This window comes from Curtobacterium sp. NPDC089185 (genome assembly GCF_040685235.1).
Classification (GTDB): domain Bacteria; phylum Actinomycetota; class Actinomycetes; order Actinomycetales; family Microbacteriaceae; genus Curtobacterium; species Curtobacterium citri.
Genome location: NZ_JBFBHK010000006.1, coordinates 261,739 through 282,073, shown reverse-complemented (window position 1 = coordinate 282,073; position 20,335 = coordinate 261,739). Strand labels below are relative to the sequence as shown.

Below are 20,335 nucleotides of genomic sequence, written 5' to 3'. Positions count from 1 at the left end.
GGTCTTGCGGCCGCCCCCCACTTTAAACGCGGCGCCCCCCACCCTGTAGACGCGCACCGACGACGGACGGGAGGCGCGGTGCCAGCCGGCACCGCGCCTCCCGTCCGTCCGTGGTGGCGTCTAGATCGAGAAGCCGAGCGCGCGCATCATCTCGCGTCCGTCGTCCGTGATCCGCTCGGGACCCCACGGCGGCATCCAGACCCAGTTGATCCGGAACGCGTCGACGATGCCGTCGAGCGCGTTGGCCGTGTCGCCCTCGATGACGTCGGTGAGGGGGCAGCCCGCGCTCGTCAGCGTCATGCTGATGACGAGTGCGTTCGCCTCGTCGTCCATCGCGAGGTCGTAGATGAGGCCGAGGTCGACGATGTTGACGCCGAGCTCCGGGTCCTGGACCTCCTTGAGGCCCTCGACGACCTCGTCGAACTTCTCCGGGGTGAGTGCGGCGATCATCAGTTGCCCGCCGCCGCGGCCTGCACGTAGCGGTCGTAGCCCTCGTTCTCGAGGCGCTCGGCGAGCTCCGGGCCGCCCTGCTCGGCGACCTTGCCCGCCACGAACACGTGCACGAAGTCCGGCTTGATGTAGCGGAGGATGCGCGTGTAGTGCGTGATGAGCAGCACGCCCAGGCCGGTGGCTGCCTTGGCACGGTTGACGCCCTCGGAGACGATCTTCAGCGCGTCGACGTCGAGACCGGAGTCGGTCTCGTCGAGCACGGCGAACTTCGGCTTGAGGAGCTCGAGCTGCATGATCTCGTGGCGCTTCTTCTCGCCGCCCGAGAAGCCCTCGTTGACGTTGCGCTCGGCGAACGACGAGTCCATCTTGAGGTCGGCCATCGACTGGCGGAGGTCCTTGACCCAGCCGCGCAGCGCCGGTGCCTCGCCGTCGATCGCCGTCTTGGCGGTGCGGAGGAAGTTCGACACCGTCACGCCGGGGATCTCGACCGGGTACTGCATCGCGAGGAACATGCCGGCGCGGGCGCGCTCGTCGACGCTCATCGCGAGGACGTCCTCGCCGTCGAGCGTGATCGAGCCGCCGACGACGTTGTACCGGGGGTGCCCGGCGATCGTGTAGGCCAGGGTCGACTTGCCGGAGCCGTTCGGGCCCATGATCGCGTGGATCTCGCCCTCGTTGATCGTCAGGTCGACGCCCTTGAGGATCTCCTTGACACCCTGGTCGGTGTCGATCGAGACCTGCAGGTCACGGATTTCGAGAGTGGACATTCACGTTCCTTCGGTTGAAGCGTCAGGTGCGGCGTCAGCCGCGGAAGCAGTGGGGCGCTGGTCAGTCGACCGGGACCGGGTCGTGCACGTCGACGTAGACGTCGCCGTCGCGGACCTCGACCCGGAAGACCGGCACGGGCTCGTACGCGGGGAAGTTCTGCGGCTTGCCGGTGGCGAGCGAGAACCGCGACCCGTGGGCCCAGCACTCGAGCGTGTCGCCCTCGACGAAGCCCTCGGCCAGCGAGATGTCGCCGTGGGTGCAGGTGTCCCCGATGGCGTGCACCGTGCCCGCGGAGTCTCTCACGATCGCGACGGCCGTCCCGTCGACAACCGCGCGCATCGGGCTGTCGACGGCGATCTCGGACTCGGCGCAGACCTTCTCGGCCATCAGGCGTCCGCCTGCTCGGCCTCGGGCTCGGCCGCCGCGACCGCGGTGCGGCCGTCGGCGAGCTCCTGTTCCACCGCGGCGATGAGGCGCTCCTCGAGCTCGGGCGCGCCGATCTTCTGGATGACCTCGACGAGGAAGCCGAGCACGACGAGACGACGGGCCTCCTCCTCCGGGATGCCGCGGGCCTGCAGGTAGAACAGCTGCTCGTCGTCGAAGCGACCGGTCGCACTCGCGTGGCCGGCGCCCTCGATGTTGCCCGTCTCGATCTCGAGGTTCGGGATGCTGTCCGCACGCGTGCCGTCGGTGAGGACGAGGTTGCGGTTCTGCTCGTACGAGTCGGTGCCGTCACCGGCGCGGCCGATGAGGACGTCGCCGATCCACACGGTGTGCGCGCCCTCGCCCTGCAGCGCGCCCTTGTAGTTGACGCGGCCGCGGGTGTTCGGTGCGTCGTGGTTCACGTACACCTGCTGCTCGATGTACTGCCCCGCGTCGGCGAAGTACACGCCGTACATCTCGGTGTCCGCGCCCTGCGCGCCGAGGTGCGTCGAGGGGTTGACCCGGACGACGTCGCCGCCGAGCGAGACCACCACGTGCTTGAGGAAGGCGTCACGGCCGACCTCGGCGAACTGCGTCGACACGTGCACGGCGTCGTCGTCCCAGTCCTGCAGGCTGACGACCGTGAGCCGAGCACCGTCGCGGACGACGATCTCGACGTTCTCGCTGAGGAGCGCCGAGCCGCGGTTGTCGATCACGACGATGCCCTGCGCGTGCTGCTCGGCCGTGATGACCGTGTGCGCCGCGCGGGGCTGTGTGCCGAAGTCCGAGCGGGTGATCGAGATCGACTCGTGCGCCTCGGTCGCCTTGACGGTGACCTTGAGGACCGCGTCACGAGCGGTCCACGCCGCGGCCGCAGCGCGGTCCTCGGGCAGCCCGGCGGAGCCGACGGCCGGGTCGTCGCTGCGACCCCACTCGACGTCCGCGCCCTCGGTCTGCCGGGCGAGGAACGGGTACGCCGAGCCGTCCAGGCCACCGTCGAGCAGCGGCTGGAGCTTCGCCAGCGGTGCGAACTTCCAGTTCACCTCGCGGCCGGTCACCGGCGGGAAGGCGTCGAGCTCACCGGACTGCGGGCGCTCCGAGCGGGTCTGCACGGGGACCTTCGCGTCCCAGCCGCCGTCGGAGTGGGCGCGAGCGCCGTGCTGCTCGGTGCCCTGCGCCGCTGCCGAGGGCTCGACCGGCTGATCGATGCGGGGCGCGGGGGTGGTCCCGTCGGTCGGTGTCGGGTTGGTACTGGTGTTCGACATCTAGCCGACGGATCCTTCCATGCTCATCTCGATGAGCTTGTTGAGTTCGAGCGCGTACTCCATCGGGAGCTCGCGGGCGATCGGCTCGATGAAGCCACGGACGATCATCGCCATCGCCTCGTCCTCCGGCATGCCGCGGGACATCAGGTAGAAGAGCTGCTCCTCGCTCACACGCGAGACCGTGGCCTCGTGCCCGAGCTGGACGTCGTCGACGCGGATGTCGATCGCCGGGTAGGTGTCGCTGCGGCTGATGGTGTCGACGAGCAGCGCGTCACAGCGGACCGTGTTCGCGGCGTGGTGCGCGGCCGGGTCCACGCGGACCTCGCCGCGGTACCCGGCGCGGCCGCCTCCACGGGCGATCGACTTCGAGACGATCGACGACGTCGTGTAGGGCGCCATGTGGACCATCTTCGCACCGGCGTCCTGGTGCTGGCCGGGGCCGGCGAACGCGACGGAGAGCGTCTCGCCCTTGGCGTGCTCGCCGGCGAGGTAGATCGACGGGTACTTCATCGTCACCTTGGAGCCGATGTTGCCGTCGATCCACTCCATCGTCGCGCCCTCGTGCGCGATCGCACGCTTGGTGACGAGGTTGTAGACGTTGCTCGACCAGTTCTGGATCGTCGTGTAGCGCACGCGGGCGTTCTTCTTCACGATGATCTCGACCACGGCCGAGTGCAGCGAGTCCGACTTGTAGATCGGAGCGGTGCAGCCCTCGATGTAGTGGACGTAGGAGTCCTCGTCCGCGATGATCAGCGTCCGCTCGAACTGGCCCATGTTCTCGGTGTTGATCCGGAAGTAGGCCTGCAGCGGGATCTCGACGTGCACGCCCTTCGGGACGTAGACGAACGAGCCGCCGGACCAGACGGCGGTGTTCAGCGCGGCGAACTTGTTGTCGCCGGCCGGGATCACGGAGCCGAAGTACTCCTCGAAGAACTCGGGGTGCTCGCGCAGCGCCGTGTCGGTGTCCATGAAGATGACGCCCTGCTCCTCCAGGTCCTCGCGGATCTGGTGGTAGACGACCTCGGACTCGTACTGCGCGGCGACGCCGGCGACGAGGCGCTGGCGCTCGGCCTCGGGGATGCCGAGACGCTCGTAGGTGTTGCGGATGTCCTCGGGCAGCTCTTCCCAGGTCTGGGCCTGCTTCTCCGTGGACTTCACGAAGTACTTGATGTTGTCGAAGTCGATGTCCGACAGGTCAGCGCCCCACGAGGGCATCGGCTTGCGGTCGAACAGCGTCAGCGCCTTGAGGCGGAGCTTGCGCATCCACTCCGGCTCGTCCTTGCGGGCGGAGATGTCACTGACCACCTCGTCGGAGATGCCGCGTCGAGCGGAGGCACCGGCACTGTCGGAGTCGGACCAGCCGAACTCGTACTGGCCGAGCCCTTCGAGTTCGGGACGGTCGATGAGCACGTCGGACATGGTCTCCTCGTTTCCTTCTCGCAGAAGCAGCGTCTCCGGGTGACAACCCGGGACGTCCGGACGCCATTCCACCGCGGACCTCCGACAGGAGGAGCCACGGCGCTGCTGCCCCGCAACGTCGATGGTTCCACGGAGTCTCGGGTTGCACCGGCGAACACGGCCCATTCGGAGCCGGCGCCTGCCTAGACTTGACTGCCGCTGAACCCTCGAATCCTACAGGTTCACCGCACGGAACAACAGGAAGGCACCACCCTCGTGACTCGCGTCGGACCCACCGTCGAGCAGGGCGTCCAGCCGGACACCCGCAACCCGCGGTGGTGGTCGCTCCCCCGCGCCGTCGACCGTCGCGTGATCTGGCTGGCCTGGGCCTCGTTCGTGGTCGAGGTCGTGCTCATCGGCACGGGCGGCCTCGTCCGGCTGACGGCGTCGGGCCTCGGCTGCCCGACCTGGCCGAAGTGCACCGCCGAGTCGCTCGTGTCGACGCCCGAGATGGGCGTCCACGGCGTCATCGAGTTCGGGAACCGGCTCCTCACCTTCGTGCTCGTCGTGGTCGCGATCGCGATGTTCCTGGCGGTCGTCCGGATGCGCCGGACGCGTCCCGAGCTGTTCTGGCTCGCGTTCGCCCAGGGCATCGCCATCCCGGTGCAGGCCGTCATCGGCGGCCTGAGCGTGCTGACGAACCTCAACCCCTTCGTCGTCGGCCTGCACTTCGTCGTCTCGACGACGCTCGTCGCGGTCACCGCGACCCTCGTCTACCGTTCGATGAACGGTCCGCGTGCCGCCGCCCGACTGGTGCCGGCCTGGTACACCGGCGTCGTCCGGGGCACCGTCGCCGCCACCGCGGTCACGGTGCTCGTCGGCATCCTCACCACGGGGTCCGGGCCGCACGCCGGGGCCGACGAGGCCGTCGACGGCGGCCGACTGCACCGCACGGGCTTCGACCCGCAGCTCATGGAGCACCTGCACGCGGTGCCCGCCTACGTCCTGTTCGGCCTCACGCTGGTCCTCGTCGTCGGGGCGGTGCTGCTGCGGACGTCGAGCCGGTGGGCGCTCCTGCTGCTGGTCGTCGAGTTCGTCCAGATCGCCGTCGGGCTGACCCAGGCGCGCACGGGCCTGCCGGTGGGCCTCGTGGGCACGCACATGGTGCTCGCGGGGCTGCTCGTCGGCGCCGTCACCGTCCTGGTGCTCTCGACGCGCGCGAGCGCCGGCCGCTCGGCCCACCGGGAGCCCGTCGCCGCCTGAGCCGCGCCGACGGCACCGCTCCACCGACATCCCACGCGTCGATCGACGCGTGGGATGTCGTCGTTCCGGAGCCTGCTCGGGCGACCGCGGCAGACGGCTTCGCCCCGACCACGTTACGGACGGGAGGCGCGCCACCCGCCCGCACCGCGCCTCCCGTCCGGTGGTCGGGCACCTGCACGCCCCACTCGCACCAGCGACAGCGCCACCGCACCTCGAGCGCGCCCGGACGCACGAGACGCCGCCGGGGACCGGCGGCGTCTCGTGCGCTGGGGCGGACCCGCGCTACAGCGAGAAGGTGAAGACCTGCGGCAGCAGCGGGTCGATGCCCACCGCGATGAAGAGCAGCGTCAGGTACGTGATCGAGCTGTGGAACACGCGCATCGGGTGGACCTGCTCGACGTGCTGGATCGCCCGCGAGTACAGGCGGTGCGACTCGACGACGAACCAGATCCCGCCGGCCAGCGCGACGACCGTGTAGAGCGGCCCCATGTTCGCGACCGGGATGAGCAGCAGCGAGCAGACGAGCGTCGCCCAGGCGTACAGCACGACCTGGAGCCCGACCACCGTGCGGCCGCGGACCACCGCGAGCATCGGGACGTCGGCGGCGTCGTAGTCGTCGCGGTACTTCATCGACAGCGGCCAGTAGTGCGGCGGCGTCCAGAGGAAGATCACCATGAACAGGATGACGGGCGCCCAGGTCAGCGAACCGGTGACCCCGGCCCACCCGATGAGCACGGGCATGCAGCCGGCCGACCCGCCCCACACGATGTTCTGCGGCGTGCGGCGCTTGAGCCACAGCGTGTAGACGCACACGTAGATGAGGATCGCGATGACGCTGAGCGCCGCGGCGAGCCAGTTCACGAGGAACCCGAGCACCGCGGTGGAGAGCACGGCGAGCACCCACGAGAACACCAGGGCCTCGCGGTCGGAGAGCTCCCCGGTGACGAGGGGGCGCGTGCTCGTCCGCTTCATCAGCCGGTCGATGTCGCGGTCGATGTAGCAGTTGAAGGCCGAGGCGGACCCGGCGGACATGGCGCCGCCGAGCATCGTCCAGAACACGAGCCACAGGTCCGGCACGCCGCGCTCCGCCAGGAACATCGTCGGCGCCGTGGTCACGAGCAGCAGCTCCATGACGCGGGGCTTCGTCAGCGAGACGTACGCCCGGACCTTGCGGGACAGCGACGAGCGGGGTCGATCGGTGTCGGGCCGGGTCGCGGTGGCAGTCAACAGGGGAACCTCAGTCCGTTCGCGTCAGCTCGCACGCTCGGTGGGCGGCTCCGTCACCGTCGGGGCGTGCGTCGACCCGGAATGAACACGGGCCGTCCCTAGTTTAGGCCATCGAGGCGCCGCGATGCTGCCCCGCCCCGCCGCCCGGGCCGACGCCCGACACGGCACCGTCGTCACCTGGACACCTTCTGTGTGCGTGGTCACTATGCTGGAGGGGCCTCCCGCAGTGCGCGCCCCGATGACGTCGGCCGCATCGAGCCGGTCGGCCGCCGTCGTACGGCGACACGACATCCGGCCCCGGGACGGCGATCATGTCCGTGCGATGGCACGAGCCCTCGCACATGTCGCAACAACGAAGGGTCAACATCCAAGTGGCTGAATTCACCTGGGACGCCATCGACAGGAAGGCCGTCGACACGGCGCGCGTCCTCGCCGCCGATTCGGTCGAGGCCGCCGGCAACGGTCACCCCGGCACCGCGATGAGCCTCGCGCCCGTCGCCCACCTGCTCTTCCAGAAGGTGATGCGTCGCGACCCCAGCGACTCCACCTGGATCGGCCGCGACCGCTTCATCCTCTCCGCGGGCCACGCCTCGATCCTCCAGTACGTGCAGTTCTACCTGCACGGCTACGGCCTCGAGCTCGAGGACCTGCAGCACCTGCGCAAGTGGGGCTCGAAGACCCCGGGTCACCCGGAGTACGGCCACACCGACGGTGTCGAGATCACCACCGGCCCGCTCGGCCAGGGCCTCGCCTCGGCCGTCGGCTTCGGCTACGCGCAGCGCTTCGAGCGCGGCCTGTTCGACCCGGAGACCGCCGACGGCGAGTCGCCGTTCGACCACTTCACCTACGTGATCGCCGGTGACGGCGACATGCAGGAGGGCGTCACGAACGAGGCCGCGAGCCTCGCGGGCCGCCAGCAGCTCGGTCGCCTGGTCGTCTTCTACGACTCGAACCAGATCTCGATCGAGGACGACACCGACATCGCGTTCTCCGAGGACGTCGCCGCCCGCTACGAGGCGCTCGGCTGGCACGTCCAGCACGTCGACTGGAAGAAGACCGGCGAGTACTCCGAGGACGTCGAGGAGCTGTACCGCGCCGTCGAGGCCGCCAAGGCCGAGACGACCAAGCCGTCGCTCATCGTCCTCAAGACGATCATCGGTTGGCCGTCGCCGACCAAGCAGAACTCCGGCAAGATCCACGGTTCCGCCCTCGGCGGCGAGGAGCTCAAGGGCCTCAAGGAGGTCCTCGGCTTCGACCCCGAGCAGACCTTCCACGTCGACCCCGAGGTCCTCGAGTACACCCGCGGTGCGATCACCAAGGGCCAGGCCGAGCACGCCGAGTGGACGAAGACCTTCGACGCGTGGGCTGCTGCCAACCCGGAGAAGAAGGCCATGCTCGACCGCATCAACGCGGGCGAGCTCCCCGAGGGCCTCGAAGAGGCGCTGCCGGTCTTCCCGACCGAGAAGGCCGTCTCGACCCGCGCCGCCTCCGGCAAGGTCATCAACGCCATCGCGCCGCTCATGCCCGAGTTCTGGGGCGGTTCGGCGGACCTCGCCGAGTCGAACCTGACCACGATCGAGGGCGCGAAGTCCTTCGGTCCGGCCGAGGCGTCGACGAAGACCTGGAGCACCGACCCGTACGGCCGCGTGCTGCACTTCGGCATCCGCGAGCACGCGATGGGTTCGATCCTGTCCGGCATCGTCCTGCACGGGAACACCCGCCCCTTCGGCGGCACCTTCCTGATCTTCAGCGACTACATGCGTCCGGCGGTCCGTCTCGCCGCGCTCATGAAGGCGCCGGCGATCTACGTCTGGACCCACGACTCCATCGCCCTCGGCGAGGACGGCCCGACGCACCAGCCGATCGAGCAGATCACCGCGCTCCGCGCGATCCCGGGTCTCGACGTCGTCCGTCCGGCCGACGCGAACGAGGTCTCGTACGCCTGGCTGGAGATGCTCAAGCACAAGGACCGCCCGGCCGGCATCGCGCTGAGCCGCCAGAACCTCCCCGTGTTCGAGCGCGGCGAGGGCGAGGCGTCCGGCGACACCTTCGCCTCGGCGAAGAACGTCGGCAAGGGTGCGTACGTGCTGGCCGAGGCGCCGAACGGCACCCCGGACGTGATCCTCATCGCGACCGGCTCCGAGGTCCAGATCGCCGTCGACGCCCGCGAGCAGCTCAAGGGCGAGGGCATCAACGCCCGCGTCGTGAGCGCCCCGTCGCTCGAGTGGTTCTTCGAGCAGTCGGAGAACTACCGCGAGCAGGTCCTGCCGAAGGCCGTCACCGCACGCGTCTCGGTCGAGGCCGGCATCGCGATGAGCTGGCGCGACATCGTCGGCGACAAGGGCCGCAGCGTGTCGATCGAGCACTTCGGTGCATCGGCCGACTACCAGCGACTCTTCGCCGAGTTCGGCTTCACCACGGAGCACGTGGTCGCAGCCGCCAAGGAATCGATCGCAGCGTCCTGACCCACGAGGGGCCGGATCCGGTACGCCGGGTCCGGCCCCTCTGCCGGGAGGCACGCAGCGGGCCGACCCGCGCCTCCCGGCCTCCAGACCACGACACCACGGCCCCGGTCGCGTCACGCAGACCGGGCCGGTCGACGAAAGAAGAAGAGAAACCCATGGCTGAGAACACCCCCACCGCCGCCCTCTCCGAGGTCGGCGTCAGCATCTGGCTCGACGACCTGTCGCGCGAGCTCCTCGAGACCGGCAAGCTCACCGAGCTCATCGAGCAGAAGAACGTCGTGGGCGTCACCACGAACCCGACGATCTTCGCGTCGGCCCTCGCCAAGGGCGAGCGCTACGACTCGCAGGTCAAGGAGCTCGCGGCGAAGGGCACCGACGTCACCGAGGCGATCTTCGAGATCACCACGCAGGACGTCGCGAACGCCTCCGACGTCTTCAAGCCGATCTACGACGAGACCAAGGGCTTCGACGGCCGCGTCTCGATCGAGGTCGAGCCGGGCCTGGCACACGACACGCAGAAGACCATCGAGCAGGCGAAGTTCCTGTTCGACAAGGTCGGCCGCGAGAACGTCCTCATCAAGATCCCCGCGACCCTCGAGGGCCTCGAGGGCATCACGGAGGTCATCGGTGCCGGCATCTCGGTCAACGTCACCCTGATCTTCTCGCTCGAGCGCTACCGCGCCGTCATCGACGCGTACCTGGGTGGCCTCGAGAAGGCCAAGGCCGCCGGCCACGACCTCTCGAAGATCCACTCGGTCGCCTCGTTCTTCGTGTCGCGCGTCGACTCCGAGATCGACAAGCGCCTCGACGCCGTCGGCACCGACGAGGCGAAGGCCCTCAAGTCGAAGGCCGGCATCGCCAACGCACAGCTCGCGTACCAGGTCTGGACCGAGCAGTTCGCCACCGAGCGCGCCCTGGGCCTGCTCGAGTCGGGTGCCAACACGCAGCGTCCGCTCTGGGCGTCGACCGGCGTCAAGGACCCGTCGCTGCCCGACACGCTCTACGTGACCGAGCTCGCCGCGCCGAACACCGTCAACACCATGCCGGGCAAGACGCTCGACGCCACGTTCGACCACGGCGAGATCCACGGCGACGCCATCGCCGGCTCGTTCGACGGCGCCCAGCAGGTCATGGACCAGATCGCCGCCCAGGGCGTCGACTACGACGACGTCGTGGCGCTGCTCGAGAAGGAGGGCGTGGACAAGTTCAACGTCTCCTGGGGCGAGCTCGTCGACACGGTGAAGACCGCGCTCGAGAACGCGAAGTAAGCAGGAACCGGAGCCGAAGCGTCGCGGGGACGGTACCACCGTCCCCGTGACGCGGGCACCCTCGGTCAGGACCTGCCCGCCGGGCGCGATGCGCGCCTCCCGGCCGGACCCGACCACCACGACGGCGGAGTCGCCGCTGCCACAGCAGCGCAGCGCTCCGCCGTCTCCGTTCGACCTACAAGGAGTTCACCGACTCATGTCACCGGTGGCTGTCACCCCGGAGCACAACCCGCTCCGACTGCCGACCGATCGCCGTCTGAACCGGATCGCGGGACCCAGCACCCTCATCATCTTCGGCGTGACGGGCGACCTGTCCCGCAAGAAGCTGATGCCCGCGGTCTACGACCTGGCGAACCGGGGGCTCCTGCCGCCCGGGTTCGCACTCGTCGGGTTCGCCCGCCGCGACTGGGAGGACCAGGACTTCTCCCAGCTCGTGCACGACGCGGTCCAGGAGCACTCCCGCACCCCGTTCGACGAGGCCGTCTGGAAGCAGCTCGAACAGGGCATCCGCTTCGTCCAGGGCTCGTTCGACGACCCCGAGGCGTTCCTCGAGCTGAAGCGCACCGTCGACGAGCTCGACGCGCAGCGCGGCACGCTCGGGAACCACGCGTTCTACCTGTCGATCCCGCCGAAGATGTTCCCGGTCGTCACCGAGCAGCTCAAGCTGTCCGGGCTGACCGAGAAGCGCGAGGGCTCGTGGAGCCGTGTGGTCGTCGAGAAGCCGTTCGGCTCCGACCTCCGCACCGCGCGCGAGCTGAACGCGATCGTCGAGAGCGTCTTCGCGCCCGACGACGTCTTCCGCATCGACCACTACCTCGGCAAGGAGACCGTCCAGAACCTCCTGACGCTCCGCTTCGCCAACCAGATGTACGAACCCATCTGGAACTCGAACTACGTCGACCACGTGCAGATCACGATGGCCGAGGACATCGGCGTCGCCGGACGTGCCGCCTACTACGACGGCATCGGCGCGGCGCGCGACGTCATCCAGAACCACCTGCTGCAGCTCCTCGCCCTCACGGCGATGGAGGAACCCGTCTCGTTCAAGGCCGCGGACCTCCGCGCCGAGAAGGAGAAGGTGCTCTCGGCCGTGCGGCTGCCGGAGGACCTCGCCACGGCGACGGCCCGCGGCCAGTACGCCGGTGGGTGGCAGGGCGGCGAGAAGGTGCTCGGCTTCCTCGACGAGGCGGGGATGAACCCCGAGTCGACGACCGAGACCTACGCGGCGATCAAGCTCGACATCGCGACCCGACGCTGGCAGGGCGTGCCGTTCTACCTGCGCGCCGGCAAGCGCCTGGGCCGTCGTGTCACCGAGATCGCGATCGTGTTCAAGCGCGTCCCCGAGGACGTCTACGGCAACACGCAGGCGCCGCTCGGGCAGAACGCGCTCGTCATCCGCGTGCAGCCGGACGAGGGCGTCACGCTCCGGTTCGGCTCGAAGGTCCCCGGCGTCGGCACGCAGGTGCGCGACGTGACGATGGACTTCGGCTACGGCCACGCGTTCACCGAGGCATCGCCGGAGGCGTACGAGCGACTCATCCTCGACGTGCTCCTCGGCGACCCGCCCCTGTTCCCCCGTCACCAAGAGGTGGAACTGTCGTGGAAGATCCTCGACCCGATCGAGGAGTTCTGGGCCACGCAGGGCCAGCCCGAGCAGTACCGTCCCGGCACGTGGGGGCCGTCGTCCGCCGACGACCTCCTCGCCCGCGACGGCCGGACCTGGAGGCGTCCATGAAGATCGACCTGCCGAACACCACGGTCTCGAAGATCCAGAAGAAGCTCGTCCACATCCGCGAGGAGGGCGGCGCCGTCGCCCTCGGTCGCGTCCTGACGCTGATCATCTCGACCGGCCTCGGCCACGAGGAAGAGGCGATCTCGGCGGCGAACGAGGCCTCGCGCGAGCACCCGATGCGCGTGATCATCGTGTCGAAGAACGACGGCGACACGAAGTCCCCCGGTCGCCTCGACGCGCAGATCCGCGTCGGCAGCGACGCGGGCGCCAGCGAGGTCATCGTCCTCCGCGCCTACGGCGAGACCGCCACGGACGAGGAGAGCCTGGTCACCGGCCTGCTCCTCCCCGACGCGCCCGTCGTCGCGTGGTGGCCGCAGACCGCGCCCGAGCAGCCCGCGGCGTCCGCGCTGGGCCGGATCGCGCAGCGCCGCATCACCGACGCCGCCGCGCAGAAGGACCCGAACGGCGCGATCGAGGCGCTCGGCCGCTCGTACGTCCCCGGCGACACCGACTTCGCGTGGACCCGTCTGACGCTCTGGCGGAACCAGCTCGCCGCGGCGCTCGACCAGCCGCCGTACGAGTCGATCACGTCCGTCGAGGTCTCGGGGGCGAGCGACAGCCCGTCCACGATCCTCCTCGCCGCGTGGCTCCGGCTGCAGCTGCAGGTCCCCGTCGCCGTCGTCACGTCGCCCCGTGCGACGGGCTCGAGCGGCATCCACGGCGTGAAGCTCGAGCGGGCGTCGGGTCCGATCGACCTCGAGCGCTCGCTCGTCGACGTCGCCACGCTGTCGATGCCGGGGCAGCCCACGCACGACCTGTCGCTCCCGCGGCGCAACCTGCGTGACTGCCTCGCAGAGGAACTCCGTAGACTCGACCCGGACGTCCTCTTCGGAGACGTCGTCAAGCACGGGGTGCCCCAGATCCGCGAGTCGATCGCGGGCTGACCACCCTCCCGGCCGGTCGGACGTCACCCGGCGTCCGACCAGCCGGCCCACCAACACGGGAGTCACGTGACCAACGAACGACGGGTGCTCGTACACCCGGACAAGCAGGCCCTCGGCGCATCGGTCGCCGCTCGCTTCATCACGAAGATCATCGACGTGCTCGACGAGCAGGAGCGTGCCGACATCGCGATCAGCGGTGGCTCGGTGTCGTCCCTGGTGCTCGCCGCCATCGGTCAGTCGCCGGCTCGCGAGAGCGTCGACTGGTCGAAGGTCCACGTCTGGTGGGTCGACGAGCGCTGGGTCGCCGAGGGCGACGCGGACCGCAACGTCACGGGCACGCAGACCGACTTCTTCGACCACGTCGACATCCCGCAGGCGAACATCCACCCGATGGCGCCGTCGGATGCCGGCCTCACCATCGACGAGGCCGCCGCGCAGTACGAGCGCGAACTGCAGGACGCCGCCCCCGAGGGTGCCGTCGCCCCGCGCTTCGACATCTCGCTGCTCGGTGTCGGGCCGGACGGGCACACGGCGTCGCTCTTCCCGGAGTTCCCGCAGCTGTCCGTCACCGACCGTGCCGTCCTGACGGTCGACGACTCCCCCAAGCCGCCGCCGCAGCGCCTGACGCTCTCGTTCCCGGTGATCAACGCCTCGCAGCGCGTCTGGGTGATCCTGTCCGGCGCCGAGAAGGCCTCCGTCCTCGGGCTCGCCCTGGCCGGCGCCGCGGTGGACGAGGTCCCCGTCGGCGGTGTGCAGGGCCGTAAGCGCACGGTCTTCTTCGTCGACCAGGACGCCGCACGAGAGGTCCCCGAGAACCTCATCGCGTCGACCTACTGATCGCGACCCCCTGACGGACGGGAGGCGCGGTGCCGGCTGGCACCGCGCCTCCCGTCCGTCGTCGGTGCCGGTAGCGCCTGCCCGCCGAGGTCCCTCCACCTCTGTCCCCGTGCCTGAGGTTCCGCAATCGTGCGCTCTCGCTGCGCAGACTCGCTTGCCGCGGAACCGCGACGTCATCCGCGCGGCGAGTCGCGGAACCCGAGTGAGCAGCGCCGGGCGCGGCGCCGCCTCCCGCAGACGACGAAGGCCCCCGCACCGATCGGTGCGGGGGCCTTCGTGACGTCTGGTGCTACTTGGCGGTACCGCGACGCTGGCGGAGCTGCTGCAGCGCGTCCTCGAGGAGCTGCGCTGCCTCTTCCTCGGTGCGGCGCTCCTTCACGTACGCGAGGTGCGTCTTGTAGGGCTCCGTCTTCGCGACGACGGGAGGGTTCTCCTTGTCGCGACCGGCCGGGAGGCCCGTGGACGGCGAGTCCACCGTCTCCGGGATCTCGTCGTCGGGCAGGTTCGCGGCGAAGTACCGCACGACCTCGTTGCCGAGGGCGTCCCAGTACGAGACGGCCACACGCTCTGCCTGGACCCCGCGGTCCTGCTCCCCCATGGGGCCTGCGCCGACGCGCGACCCTCGGATTGCACTGCCTCCGGATGCCATGTTCAGCTCCCCGCTGTGAACTTGTTGATGAGACCGAGCACGATGATCGACACGATCCAGACCAGACCGAGGATCACCGTGATGCGGTTGAGGTTGCGCTCGGCGACGCCGGACGCCCCGAGGTTGCTCGTCACGCCGCCGCCGAACATGTCGGAGAGGCCGCCACCGCGGCCCTTGTGCAGCAGGATGAGGAGCGTGAGCAGGAGGCTCGTGATCGCGAGCAGGACCTGCAGCACGACGGAGAGAATCGCCACGACGTACCTTTCGTGTCAGTCAGCCTTGCAAGTGTACCGGGCCGCCGGAGCGACCGGGGCCACCGGCACGGGTGTGGCCCGCGGTCGACGCGGGCCGGACGTGGTCCAGGCCGGTCACGCGGACGCGACCGGCCTGGACTGGGTGGATCAGAGTCCGACGTGCTGCCGGAAGCGCGCGATGGCCGCGAACTCCTGCACGTCGAGCGAAGCGCCACCGACGAGCGCGCCGTCGATGTCGGGCTCGCGGAGGAAGCCGGCGATGTTGCCCGACTTCACCGAACCGCCGTAGAGCACCCGCGTGGCCGCAGCGGCCTCGTCGCCCCACGCCGCGGCGACGGCCCGACGGAGGGCGGCGCAGTCGTCCTGCGCCTGCTCGGGCGTGGCGGCCTGGCCGGAGCCGATGGCCCAGACGGGCTCGTACGCCACGACGATCTCGGACGGCTGCACGGCGCCGAGGACCACGTTCAGCTGCTCGACCGGGACGACGCCCGCCCCGCGCTGCTCGCGCTCCTCGCCGGTCTCCCCGACGCAGACGACCGGCACGATGCCGTGCTTGACGGCGGCGGCGGTCTTCGCGGCGACGACCTCGTCGGTCTCCCCGTGCATCGTACGACGCTCGGAGTGCCCGACGATGACGTACTGCGCGTCGAGCGCGGCGAGGAAGGCCCCCGAGACGTCACCGGTGTAGGCGCCGGAGTCGTACTGCGAGAGGTCCTGCGCGCCGAAGCGGATCGACAGCTTGTCCGCCGAGATGAGCGTCTGCACGCTGCGGAGGTCGGTGAAGGGCGGGAACACCGCGACCTCGACGTCGTCGTGGTCGTGGCGGGCGTCCTTCAACGTCCACGCGAGCTTCTGCACGGTGGCGATGGCCTGGAGGTGGTCCAGGTTCATCTTCCAGTTACCAGCGATGAAGGGCGTGCGGCTCATCGGGACCACCCCAGTGCTTCGAGACCGGGCAGCGACTTGCCCTCGAGGAACTCGAGGCTGGCACCGCCACCGGTCGAGATGTGCCCGAACCGGTCGTCGGAGAACCCGAGCGACCGGACGGCCGCCGCGGAGTCACCGCCGCCGACCACGCCGAGGCCGTCGACCTCGGTCAGGGCCTGCGCGACGGTCTTCGTACCGGCCGCGAACGCCGGGAACTCGAACACGCCCATCGGGCCGTTCCAGAACACCGTCTTCGAACCGGACACCGCCGACGCGAAGCGCGTCGCCGTCTCCGGGCCGATGTCGAGACCGATGCCGTCCGTGCCGAACGACGAGGACTCGATCGCATCGGCCGCCACCGTCTCGTGCTGCGCGTCCGCGGCGAACCCGGAGGCCACCACGACGTCGGTCGGCAGGTCGATCGTGACGCCGAGCTCGTCGGCCTTCGACAGGTAGGCGCGGACGGTGTCGAGCTGGTCCTGCTCGAGCAGCGACTTCGCCACCCCGTGGCCCTGGGCCGCGAGGAAGGTGAAGAGCATGCCGCCGCCGATGCAGAGCGTGTCGACCTGCGGGAGCAGGTGCTCGATGACGCCGAGCTTGTCGCTGACCTTCGACCCGCCGAGCACGACCGTGTACGGCCGCTCCGGGTCCTTCGTCAGGCGCTCGAGCACCGTCAGCTCGGACTCGATGAGGGAGCCGGCCGCGCTGGGCAGCGCCGCGGCGAGTTCGTAGACCGAGGCCTGCTTGCGGTGGACGACACCGAAGCCGTCGGACACGAACGCGTCGCCCAGCGCTGCGATGCGCTCCGCGAACGCCTGGCGTTCCGACGCGTCCTTCGAGGTCTCCTCCGGGTTGAACCGGAGGTTCTCGAGCAGCAGGACGTCGCCGTCCCCGAGGGCCTCGGCAGCGGCGGTCGCCTCGTCGCCGACGGTCTCGCCGACGAAGGTGACCTCCTTGCCCAGCAGCTCGGAGAGGCGCTGCGCCACGGGGGCGAGCGAGTACTCCGGTGCCGGCGACCCGTCGGGCCGGCCGAGGTGCGAGATCACGATGACCCGCGCGCCGGCGTTCACCAGGGTGTTCAGCGTGCCGAGCGACGCCCGCACGCGGCCGTCGTCCGTGATCCGGCCGTCCTTGAGCGGGACGTTCAGGTCGCAGCGGACGACGACGCGCTTGCCGGCGAGGTCGCCGAGGTCCTCGAGGGTGCGGAGGCTCATGCCGAGAGTCGCTCGCCCACGTACTCGGTGAGGTCGACGAGGCGGTTCGAGTAGCCCCACTCGTTGTCGTACCACGAGGTGATCTTCACGAGGCCACCGATGACCTTGGTGAGACCGGAGTCGTAGATCGAGGAGTGCGGGTCCGTCGTGATGTCGGTCGACACCAGCGGGTCCTCGCTGTAGAGCAGGATGCCCTTGAGCGGGCCCTCGGCGGCCTCCTTGTAGGCGGCGTTGATCTCGTCGACCGTGACCGGGGACTTCGTCTCCAGGGTGAGGTCGGTGATCGAACCGGTCGGGACCGGGACGCGGAGGGCGTAGCCGTCGAGCTTGCCGGCGAGCTCCGGCATGACCTGGCCGATGGCCTTCGCGGCGCCGGTCGAGGTCGGGACGATGTTCAGCGCGGCGGCACGGGCACGACGCGGGTCCTTGTGCGGGCCGTCCTGCAGGTTCTGGTCGGCGGTGTAGGCGTGCACCGTCGTCATGAGACCGCGCTCGATGCCGAACTTGTCGTGGAACACCTTGGCGAGCGGCGCGAGGCTGTTCGTGGTGCACGAGGCGTTCGAGATGATGTTGTGGTTCGCCGGGTCGTACTCGCCCTCGTTCACGCCGAGGACGATGGTGACGTCGTCGCCGGTGGCGGGGGCCGAGATGATGACCTTCTTGGCGCCGGCGTCGATGTGCTTCTGCGCGTCGGCGGCCTTGGTGAAGAAGCCGGTCGACTCGATGACGATGTCGACGCCCAGCTCGCCCCAGGGGAGGTTGGCGGGGTCGCGCTCCGCGAGGACCTTGATCGGCTTGCCGTCGACGACGATGCTGTCGCCGTCGAGCTCGACGGAGACGCCGAGACGACCGGTGACGGAGTCGAACTTCAGGAGGTTCGCGAGGGCCGCGTTGTCGGTGAGGTCGTTCACCGCCACGATCTCGAGGTCGGAGCCCTTCGCGAGGGCGGCCCGGAAGAAGTTACGGCCGATGCGGCCGAAGCCGTTGATGCCGATCTTGACGGTCAATGGATCTCCTGGTGGGTGTGGAGCGCCCCGGGGGCGCTGCTTTCGGAGGTCGTGGGCCCGTCGGGCCCACGTGTGGTGGACGATACGCCCCGTAACGTCGCCGTAACGACCCTAGCAGTCGGACGCTGCGGACCACCGCCGTGTGACGGACGGGAGGCGCGGTGCCAGCTGGCACCGCGCCTCCCGTCCGCACCGGTCGTCAGAGCCGCGATCAGACGCCCTCGAGCTCCTCCGGCACGCTCGCCTCGGTGCCCGGGATGCCGTCGTCGACGGCCTTCTTGTCGGCCATCGCGAGCAGTCGGCGGATGCGACCGGCGATGGCGTCCTTCGTCATGGGCGGGTCGGCGTGCTGCCCGAGCTCGTCGAGCGACGCGTCGCGGTGCTCGAGGCGCAGGGAGCCGGCGTACTTCAGGTGGTCCGGGACCTCGTCGCCGAGGATCTCGAGCGCGCGCTCGACCCGGGCGCACGCGGCGACGGCGGCCTGCGCCGAACGACGGAGGTTCGCGTCGTCGAAGTTCACGAGGCGGTTGGCGGTGGCGCGGACCTCGCGGCGCTGGCGCATCTCCTCCCACTCGGCGGTGGTGCGGGCGGCACCCATCACGGTGAGCATCTGCCCGATCGCCTCGCCGTCGCGGATGACGACGCGGTGGACGCCCCGGACCTCGCGACCCTTCGCCGCGATGCCGAGTCGCGACGCGGCGCCGACGAGTGCCATGGCGGCCTCGTTCCCGGGGCACGTGACCTCGAGGGCCGCGGCACGACCCGGGTCGGTCAGCGTGCCCGAGGCGAGGAAGGCGCCGCGCCAGATGGCGGCGAGGTCCTCGCGGTTGCCCGTGGTGAGCCGGTTCGGCAGCCCGCGGACGGGGCGACGACGGGCGTCCATGAGACCGGTCTGGCGGGCGAGCGTCTCCCCTGCCTCGAGCACGCGGACCAGGTAGCGGGTGCCGCGACGGGAGGAGGCGGACGACCCCACCGACGCCTCGCTCCGCACGCCGTACAGCTCCGCCAGGTCCTTGCGCACGCGGTGGACGATGATCCGGGTGTCGAGTTCGACCTCGACCGCGATCCTGCCCGAGATGACGTGCAGGCCGCCCGCGAACCGCAGGATGGTCGCGAGTTCGGCGGCGCGGACCGTGTTGCGGTTCACGACGACCCTGGCCAGTTCGTCCTTGACCTCGGCAGTCAACGGCACAGCATCATTCCTAACGTTTCTTCTGGTGGGGTCCGCGGCTCCGGCGCACGTCCGTGTGGAGCGGCCGGAGGGACGGTCACTCCCGGCCGAGATCTCGGTTCTTCACACGCACGGCGACGTCGGGCATCCCGCGGAGGAGGTTCGCCAACTCGGCGACGACGGCGACCGAGCGGTGCTTGCCGCCGGTACAGCCGATGGCGATCGTAGCGTGTCTTTTGTTCTCGCGCTGGTAGCCGGCCAGCACCGGCTCGAGCACGGCGGCGTACCGCTCGACGAACGACCGGGCTCCCGGCTGCGCCAGGACGTACTCCGAGACGGGCGCGTCGAGGCCGGTGTGCGGGCGGAGTTCCGGCACCCAGTAGGGGTTCGGGATGAAGCGGACGTCGGCCACCATGTCGGCGTCGGCCGGCAGTCCGTACTTGAAGCCGAAGCTCATCAGCGTGACCTGGACGCCGACGAAGTGGTCGTCGGCGAACCGGTCGGTCACGGTGTTCGCGAGTTGGTGGATGTTGAGGTCCGAGGTGTCGATGACGACGTCGGCGGCCTCGCGGAGCCCGGACAGCCGCGACCGCTCGAGCCCGATGCCGTCGAGGAGCGTGCCGTCCCCCTGCAGCGGGTGCGGTCGCCGGACCTGCTCGAAGCGGCGGACGAGCACGGCGTCGGTCGCCTCGAGGAAGAGCACCCGGACCCTCGCGGACGCACTCGTCCGGACCTGCTCGACGGCCTGCTCGGGGTCGGTGAAGAACCGGCCCCCGCGGACGTCGACCACCGTGGCGATCTTCGGGATCTTCTCACCCGCGCGGTCGGCGAGCTCGGTGAGCGGACCGAGCATCTGCGTGGGCAGGTTGTCGACGACGTACCAGCCGAGGTCCTCGAGCGCCTTGCCGACCGTCGACCGGCCGGCGCCGGACATGCCGGTGACGATCAGGATGTCGTGCTGCTGCTGCGCGCGGGCCGTCTCGGTCGGGGTGCTCGTGTCGCTCGTGTCGCTCATGTGTGGGAGGGCTCCGTCGTGGCGGCCCGGGCGTCGGCCCGGGGAGGTCTCGGCTGCT

At 70.0% G+C, this 20,335-nt stretch carries 19 protein-coding genes; 6 read left to right on the top strand and 13 right to left on the bottom strand.

The features are described from left to right. Positions 1 to 120 precede the first annotated feature (120 nt). The 5 genes from AB0N84_RS09235 to sufB form a co-directional block, all read right to left on the bottom strand. Entirely contained in the window at positions 121 to 450 is a 330-nt protein-coding gene (locus tag AB0N84_RS09235) for a metal-sulfur cluster assembly factor (RefSeq protein WP_069710842.1), read from the bottom strand. Then, positions 450 to 1,217 (bottom strand): Fe-S cluster assembly ATPase SufC, encoded by a 768-nt coding sequence (sufC, locus tag AB0N84_RS09230; protein ID WP_182047419.1) that lies wholly within the window; start codon positions 1,215 to 1,217, stop codon positions 450 to 452. The genes AB0N84_RS09235 and sufC overlap by 1 nt, the downstream gene beginning before the upstream one ends. 61 nt (positions 1,218 to 1,278) lie before the next feature. After that, positions 1,279 to 1,608 carry a non-heme iron oxygenase ferredoxin subunit gene (locus AB0N84_RS09225; protein WP_363545466.1) on the bottom strand — a complete coding sequence of 110 codons (330 nt, stop codon included), beginning with the start codon at positions 1,606 to 1,608 and terminating at the stop codon, positions 1,279 to 1,281. After that, positions 1,605 to 2,906 (bottom strand): Fe-S cluster assembly protein SufD, encoded by a 1,302-nt coding sequence (sufD, locus tag AB0N84_RS09220; protein WP_182047420.1) that lies wholly within the window; start codon positions 2,904 to 2,906, stop codon positions 1,605 to 1,607. Before sufD ends, AB0N84_RS09225 begins: the two co-directional genes overlap by 4 nt. Continuing rightward, positions 2,907 to 4,325, bottom strand: a complete 1,419-nt coding sequence (gene sufB, locus AB0N84_RS09215; RefSeq protein WP_069710839.1) for a Fe-S cluster assembly protein SufB — start codon at positions 4,323 to 4,325, stop codon at positions 2,907 to 2,909. 255 nt (positions 4,326 to 4,580) lie between these two features. Between sufB and AB0N84_RS09210 the strand changes: the two genes are divergently transcribed. Then, positions 4,581 to 5,567 (top strand): COX15/CtaA family protein, encoded by a 987-nt coding sequence (locus tag AB0N84_RS09210; protein WP_182047421.1) that lies wholly within the window; start codon positions 4,581 to 4,583, stop codon positions 5,565 to 5,567. Positions 5,568 to 5,849: 282 nt separating this feature from the next. On the opposite strand, the gene AB0N84_RS09205 is transcribed toward AB0N84_RS09210, so the two are convergent. Beyond that, positions 5,850 to 6,794, bottom strand: a complete 945-nt coding sequence (locus AB0N84_RS09205; protein ID WP_069710838.1) for a heme o synthase — start codon at positions 6,792 to 6,794, stop codon at positions 5,850 to 5,852. A gap of 371 nt (positions 6,795 to 7,165) precedes the next feature. Between AB0N84_RS09205 and tkt the strand changes: the two genes are divergently transcribed. The 5 genes from tkt (at position 7,166) to pgl (ending at position 14,040) form a co-directional block, all read left to right on the top strand. After that, the gene (gene tkt, locus AB0N84_RS09200; protein WP_182047422.1) at positions 7,166 to 9,259 is read left to right on the top strand and encodes a transketolase; all 2,094 of its coding nucleotides are present in this window, start codon (positions 7,166 to 7,168) and stop codon (positions 9,257 to 9,259) included. A gap of 155 nt (positions 9,260 to 9,414) precedes the next feature. Continuing rightward, entirely contained in the window at positions 9,415 to 10,527 is a 1,113-nt protein-coding gene (gene tal / locus AB0N84_RS09195) for a transaldolase (RefSeq protein WP_363545439.1), read from the top strand. A 196-nt stretch (positions 10,528 to 10,723) separates the two neighbouring features. After that, the gene (gene zwf, locus AB0N84_RS09190) at positions 10,724 to 12,262 is read left to right on the top strand and encodes a glucose-6-phosphate dehydrogenase (protein ID WP_182047424.1); all 1,539 of its coding nucleotides are present in this window, start codon (positions 10,724 to 10,726) and stop codon (positions 12,260 to 12,262) included. Then, on the top strand, positions 12,259 to 13,203 hold the full coding sequence (locus tag AB0N84_RS09185) for a glucose-6-phosphate dehydrogenase assembly protein OpcA (protein ID WP_069710834.1): 945 nt from the start codon (positions 12,259 to 12,261) through the stop codon (positions 13,201 to 13,203). The genes zwf and AB0N84_RS09185 overlap by 4 nt, the downstream gene beginning before the upstream one ends. 66 nt (positions 13,204 to 13,269) lie before the next feature. Further along, positions 13,270 to 14,040, top strand: a complete 771-nt coding sequence (gene pgl, locus AB0N84_RS09180; RefSeq protein WP_069710833.1) for a 6-phosphogluconolactonase — start codon at positions 13,270 to 13,272, stop codon at positions 14,038 to 14,040. A gap of 289 nt (positions 14,041 to 14,329) precedes the next feature. Here the strand turns inward: pgl and AB0N84_RS09175 are convergent, their stop codons facing one another. The 7 genes from AB0N84_RS09175 to rapZ all read right to left on the bottom strand — a co-directional run bounded on the left by AB0N84_RS09175 (position 14,330) and on the right by rapZ (position 20,277). Next, the gene (locus AB0N84_RS09175) at positions 14,330 to 14,689 is read right to left on the bottom strand and encodes an RNA polymerase-binding protein RbpA (protein ID WP_069710832.1); all 360 of its coding nucleotides are present in this window, start codon (positions 14,687 to 14,689) and stop codon (positions 14,330 to 14,332) included. A 2-nt stretch (positions 14,690 to 14,691) separates the two neighbouring features. Beyond that, positions 14,692 to 14,943: a preprotein translocase subunit SecG gene (gene secG / locus AB0N84_RS09170; RefSeq protein WP_058727797.1), complete on the bottom strand. Its 252-nt coding sequence runs from the start codon at positions 14,941 to 14,943 to the stop codon at positions 14,692 to 14,694. A gap of 147 nt (positions 14,944 to 15,090) precedes the next feature. After that, positions 15,091 to 15,870, bottom strand: coding sequence for a triose-phosphate isomerase (gene tpiA / locus AB0N84_RS09165; protein WP_289458802.1), 780 nt, complete (start codon positions 15,868 to 15,870; stop codon positions 15,091 to 15,093). Next, positions 15,867 to 17,084, bottom strand: coding sequence for a phosphoglycerate kinase (locus tag AB0N84_RS09160; protein ID WP_182047864.1), 1,218 nt, complete (start codon positions 17,082 to 17,084; stop codon positions 15,867 to 15,869). Before AB0N84_RS09160 ends, tpiA begins: the two co-directional genes overlap by 4 nt. After that, entirely contained in the window at positions 17,081 to 18,091 is a 1,011-nt protein-coding gene (gap, locus tag AB0N84_RS09155) for a type I glyceraldehyde-3-phosphate dehydrogenase (RefSeq protein WP_069710829.1), read from the bottom strand. The genes AB0N84_RS09160 and gap overlap by 4 nt, the downstream gene beginning before the upstream one ends. Before the next feature lie 211 nt (positions 18,092 to 18,302). Further along, positions 18,303 to 19,283 (bottom strand): DNA-binding protein WhiA, encoded by a 981-nt coding sequence (gene whiA, locus AB0N84_RS09150; RefSeq protein ID WP_069710828.1) that lies wholly within the window; start codon positions 19,281 to 19,283, stop codon positions 18,303 to 18,305. Between the two features lie 76 nt (positions 19,284 to 19,359). Further along, positions 19,360 to 20,277: an RNase adapter RapZ gene (gene rapZ, locus AB0N84_RS09145; RefSeq protein WP_069710827.1), complete on the bottom strand. Its 918-nt coding sequence runs from the start codon at positions 20,275 to 20,277 to the stop codon at positions 19,360 to 19,362. Positions 20,278 to 20,335 lie beyond the last annotated feature (58 nt).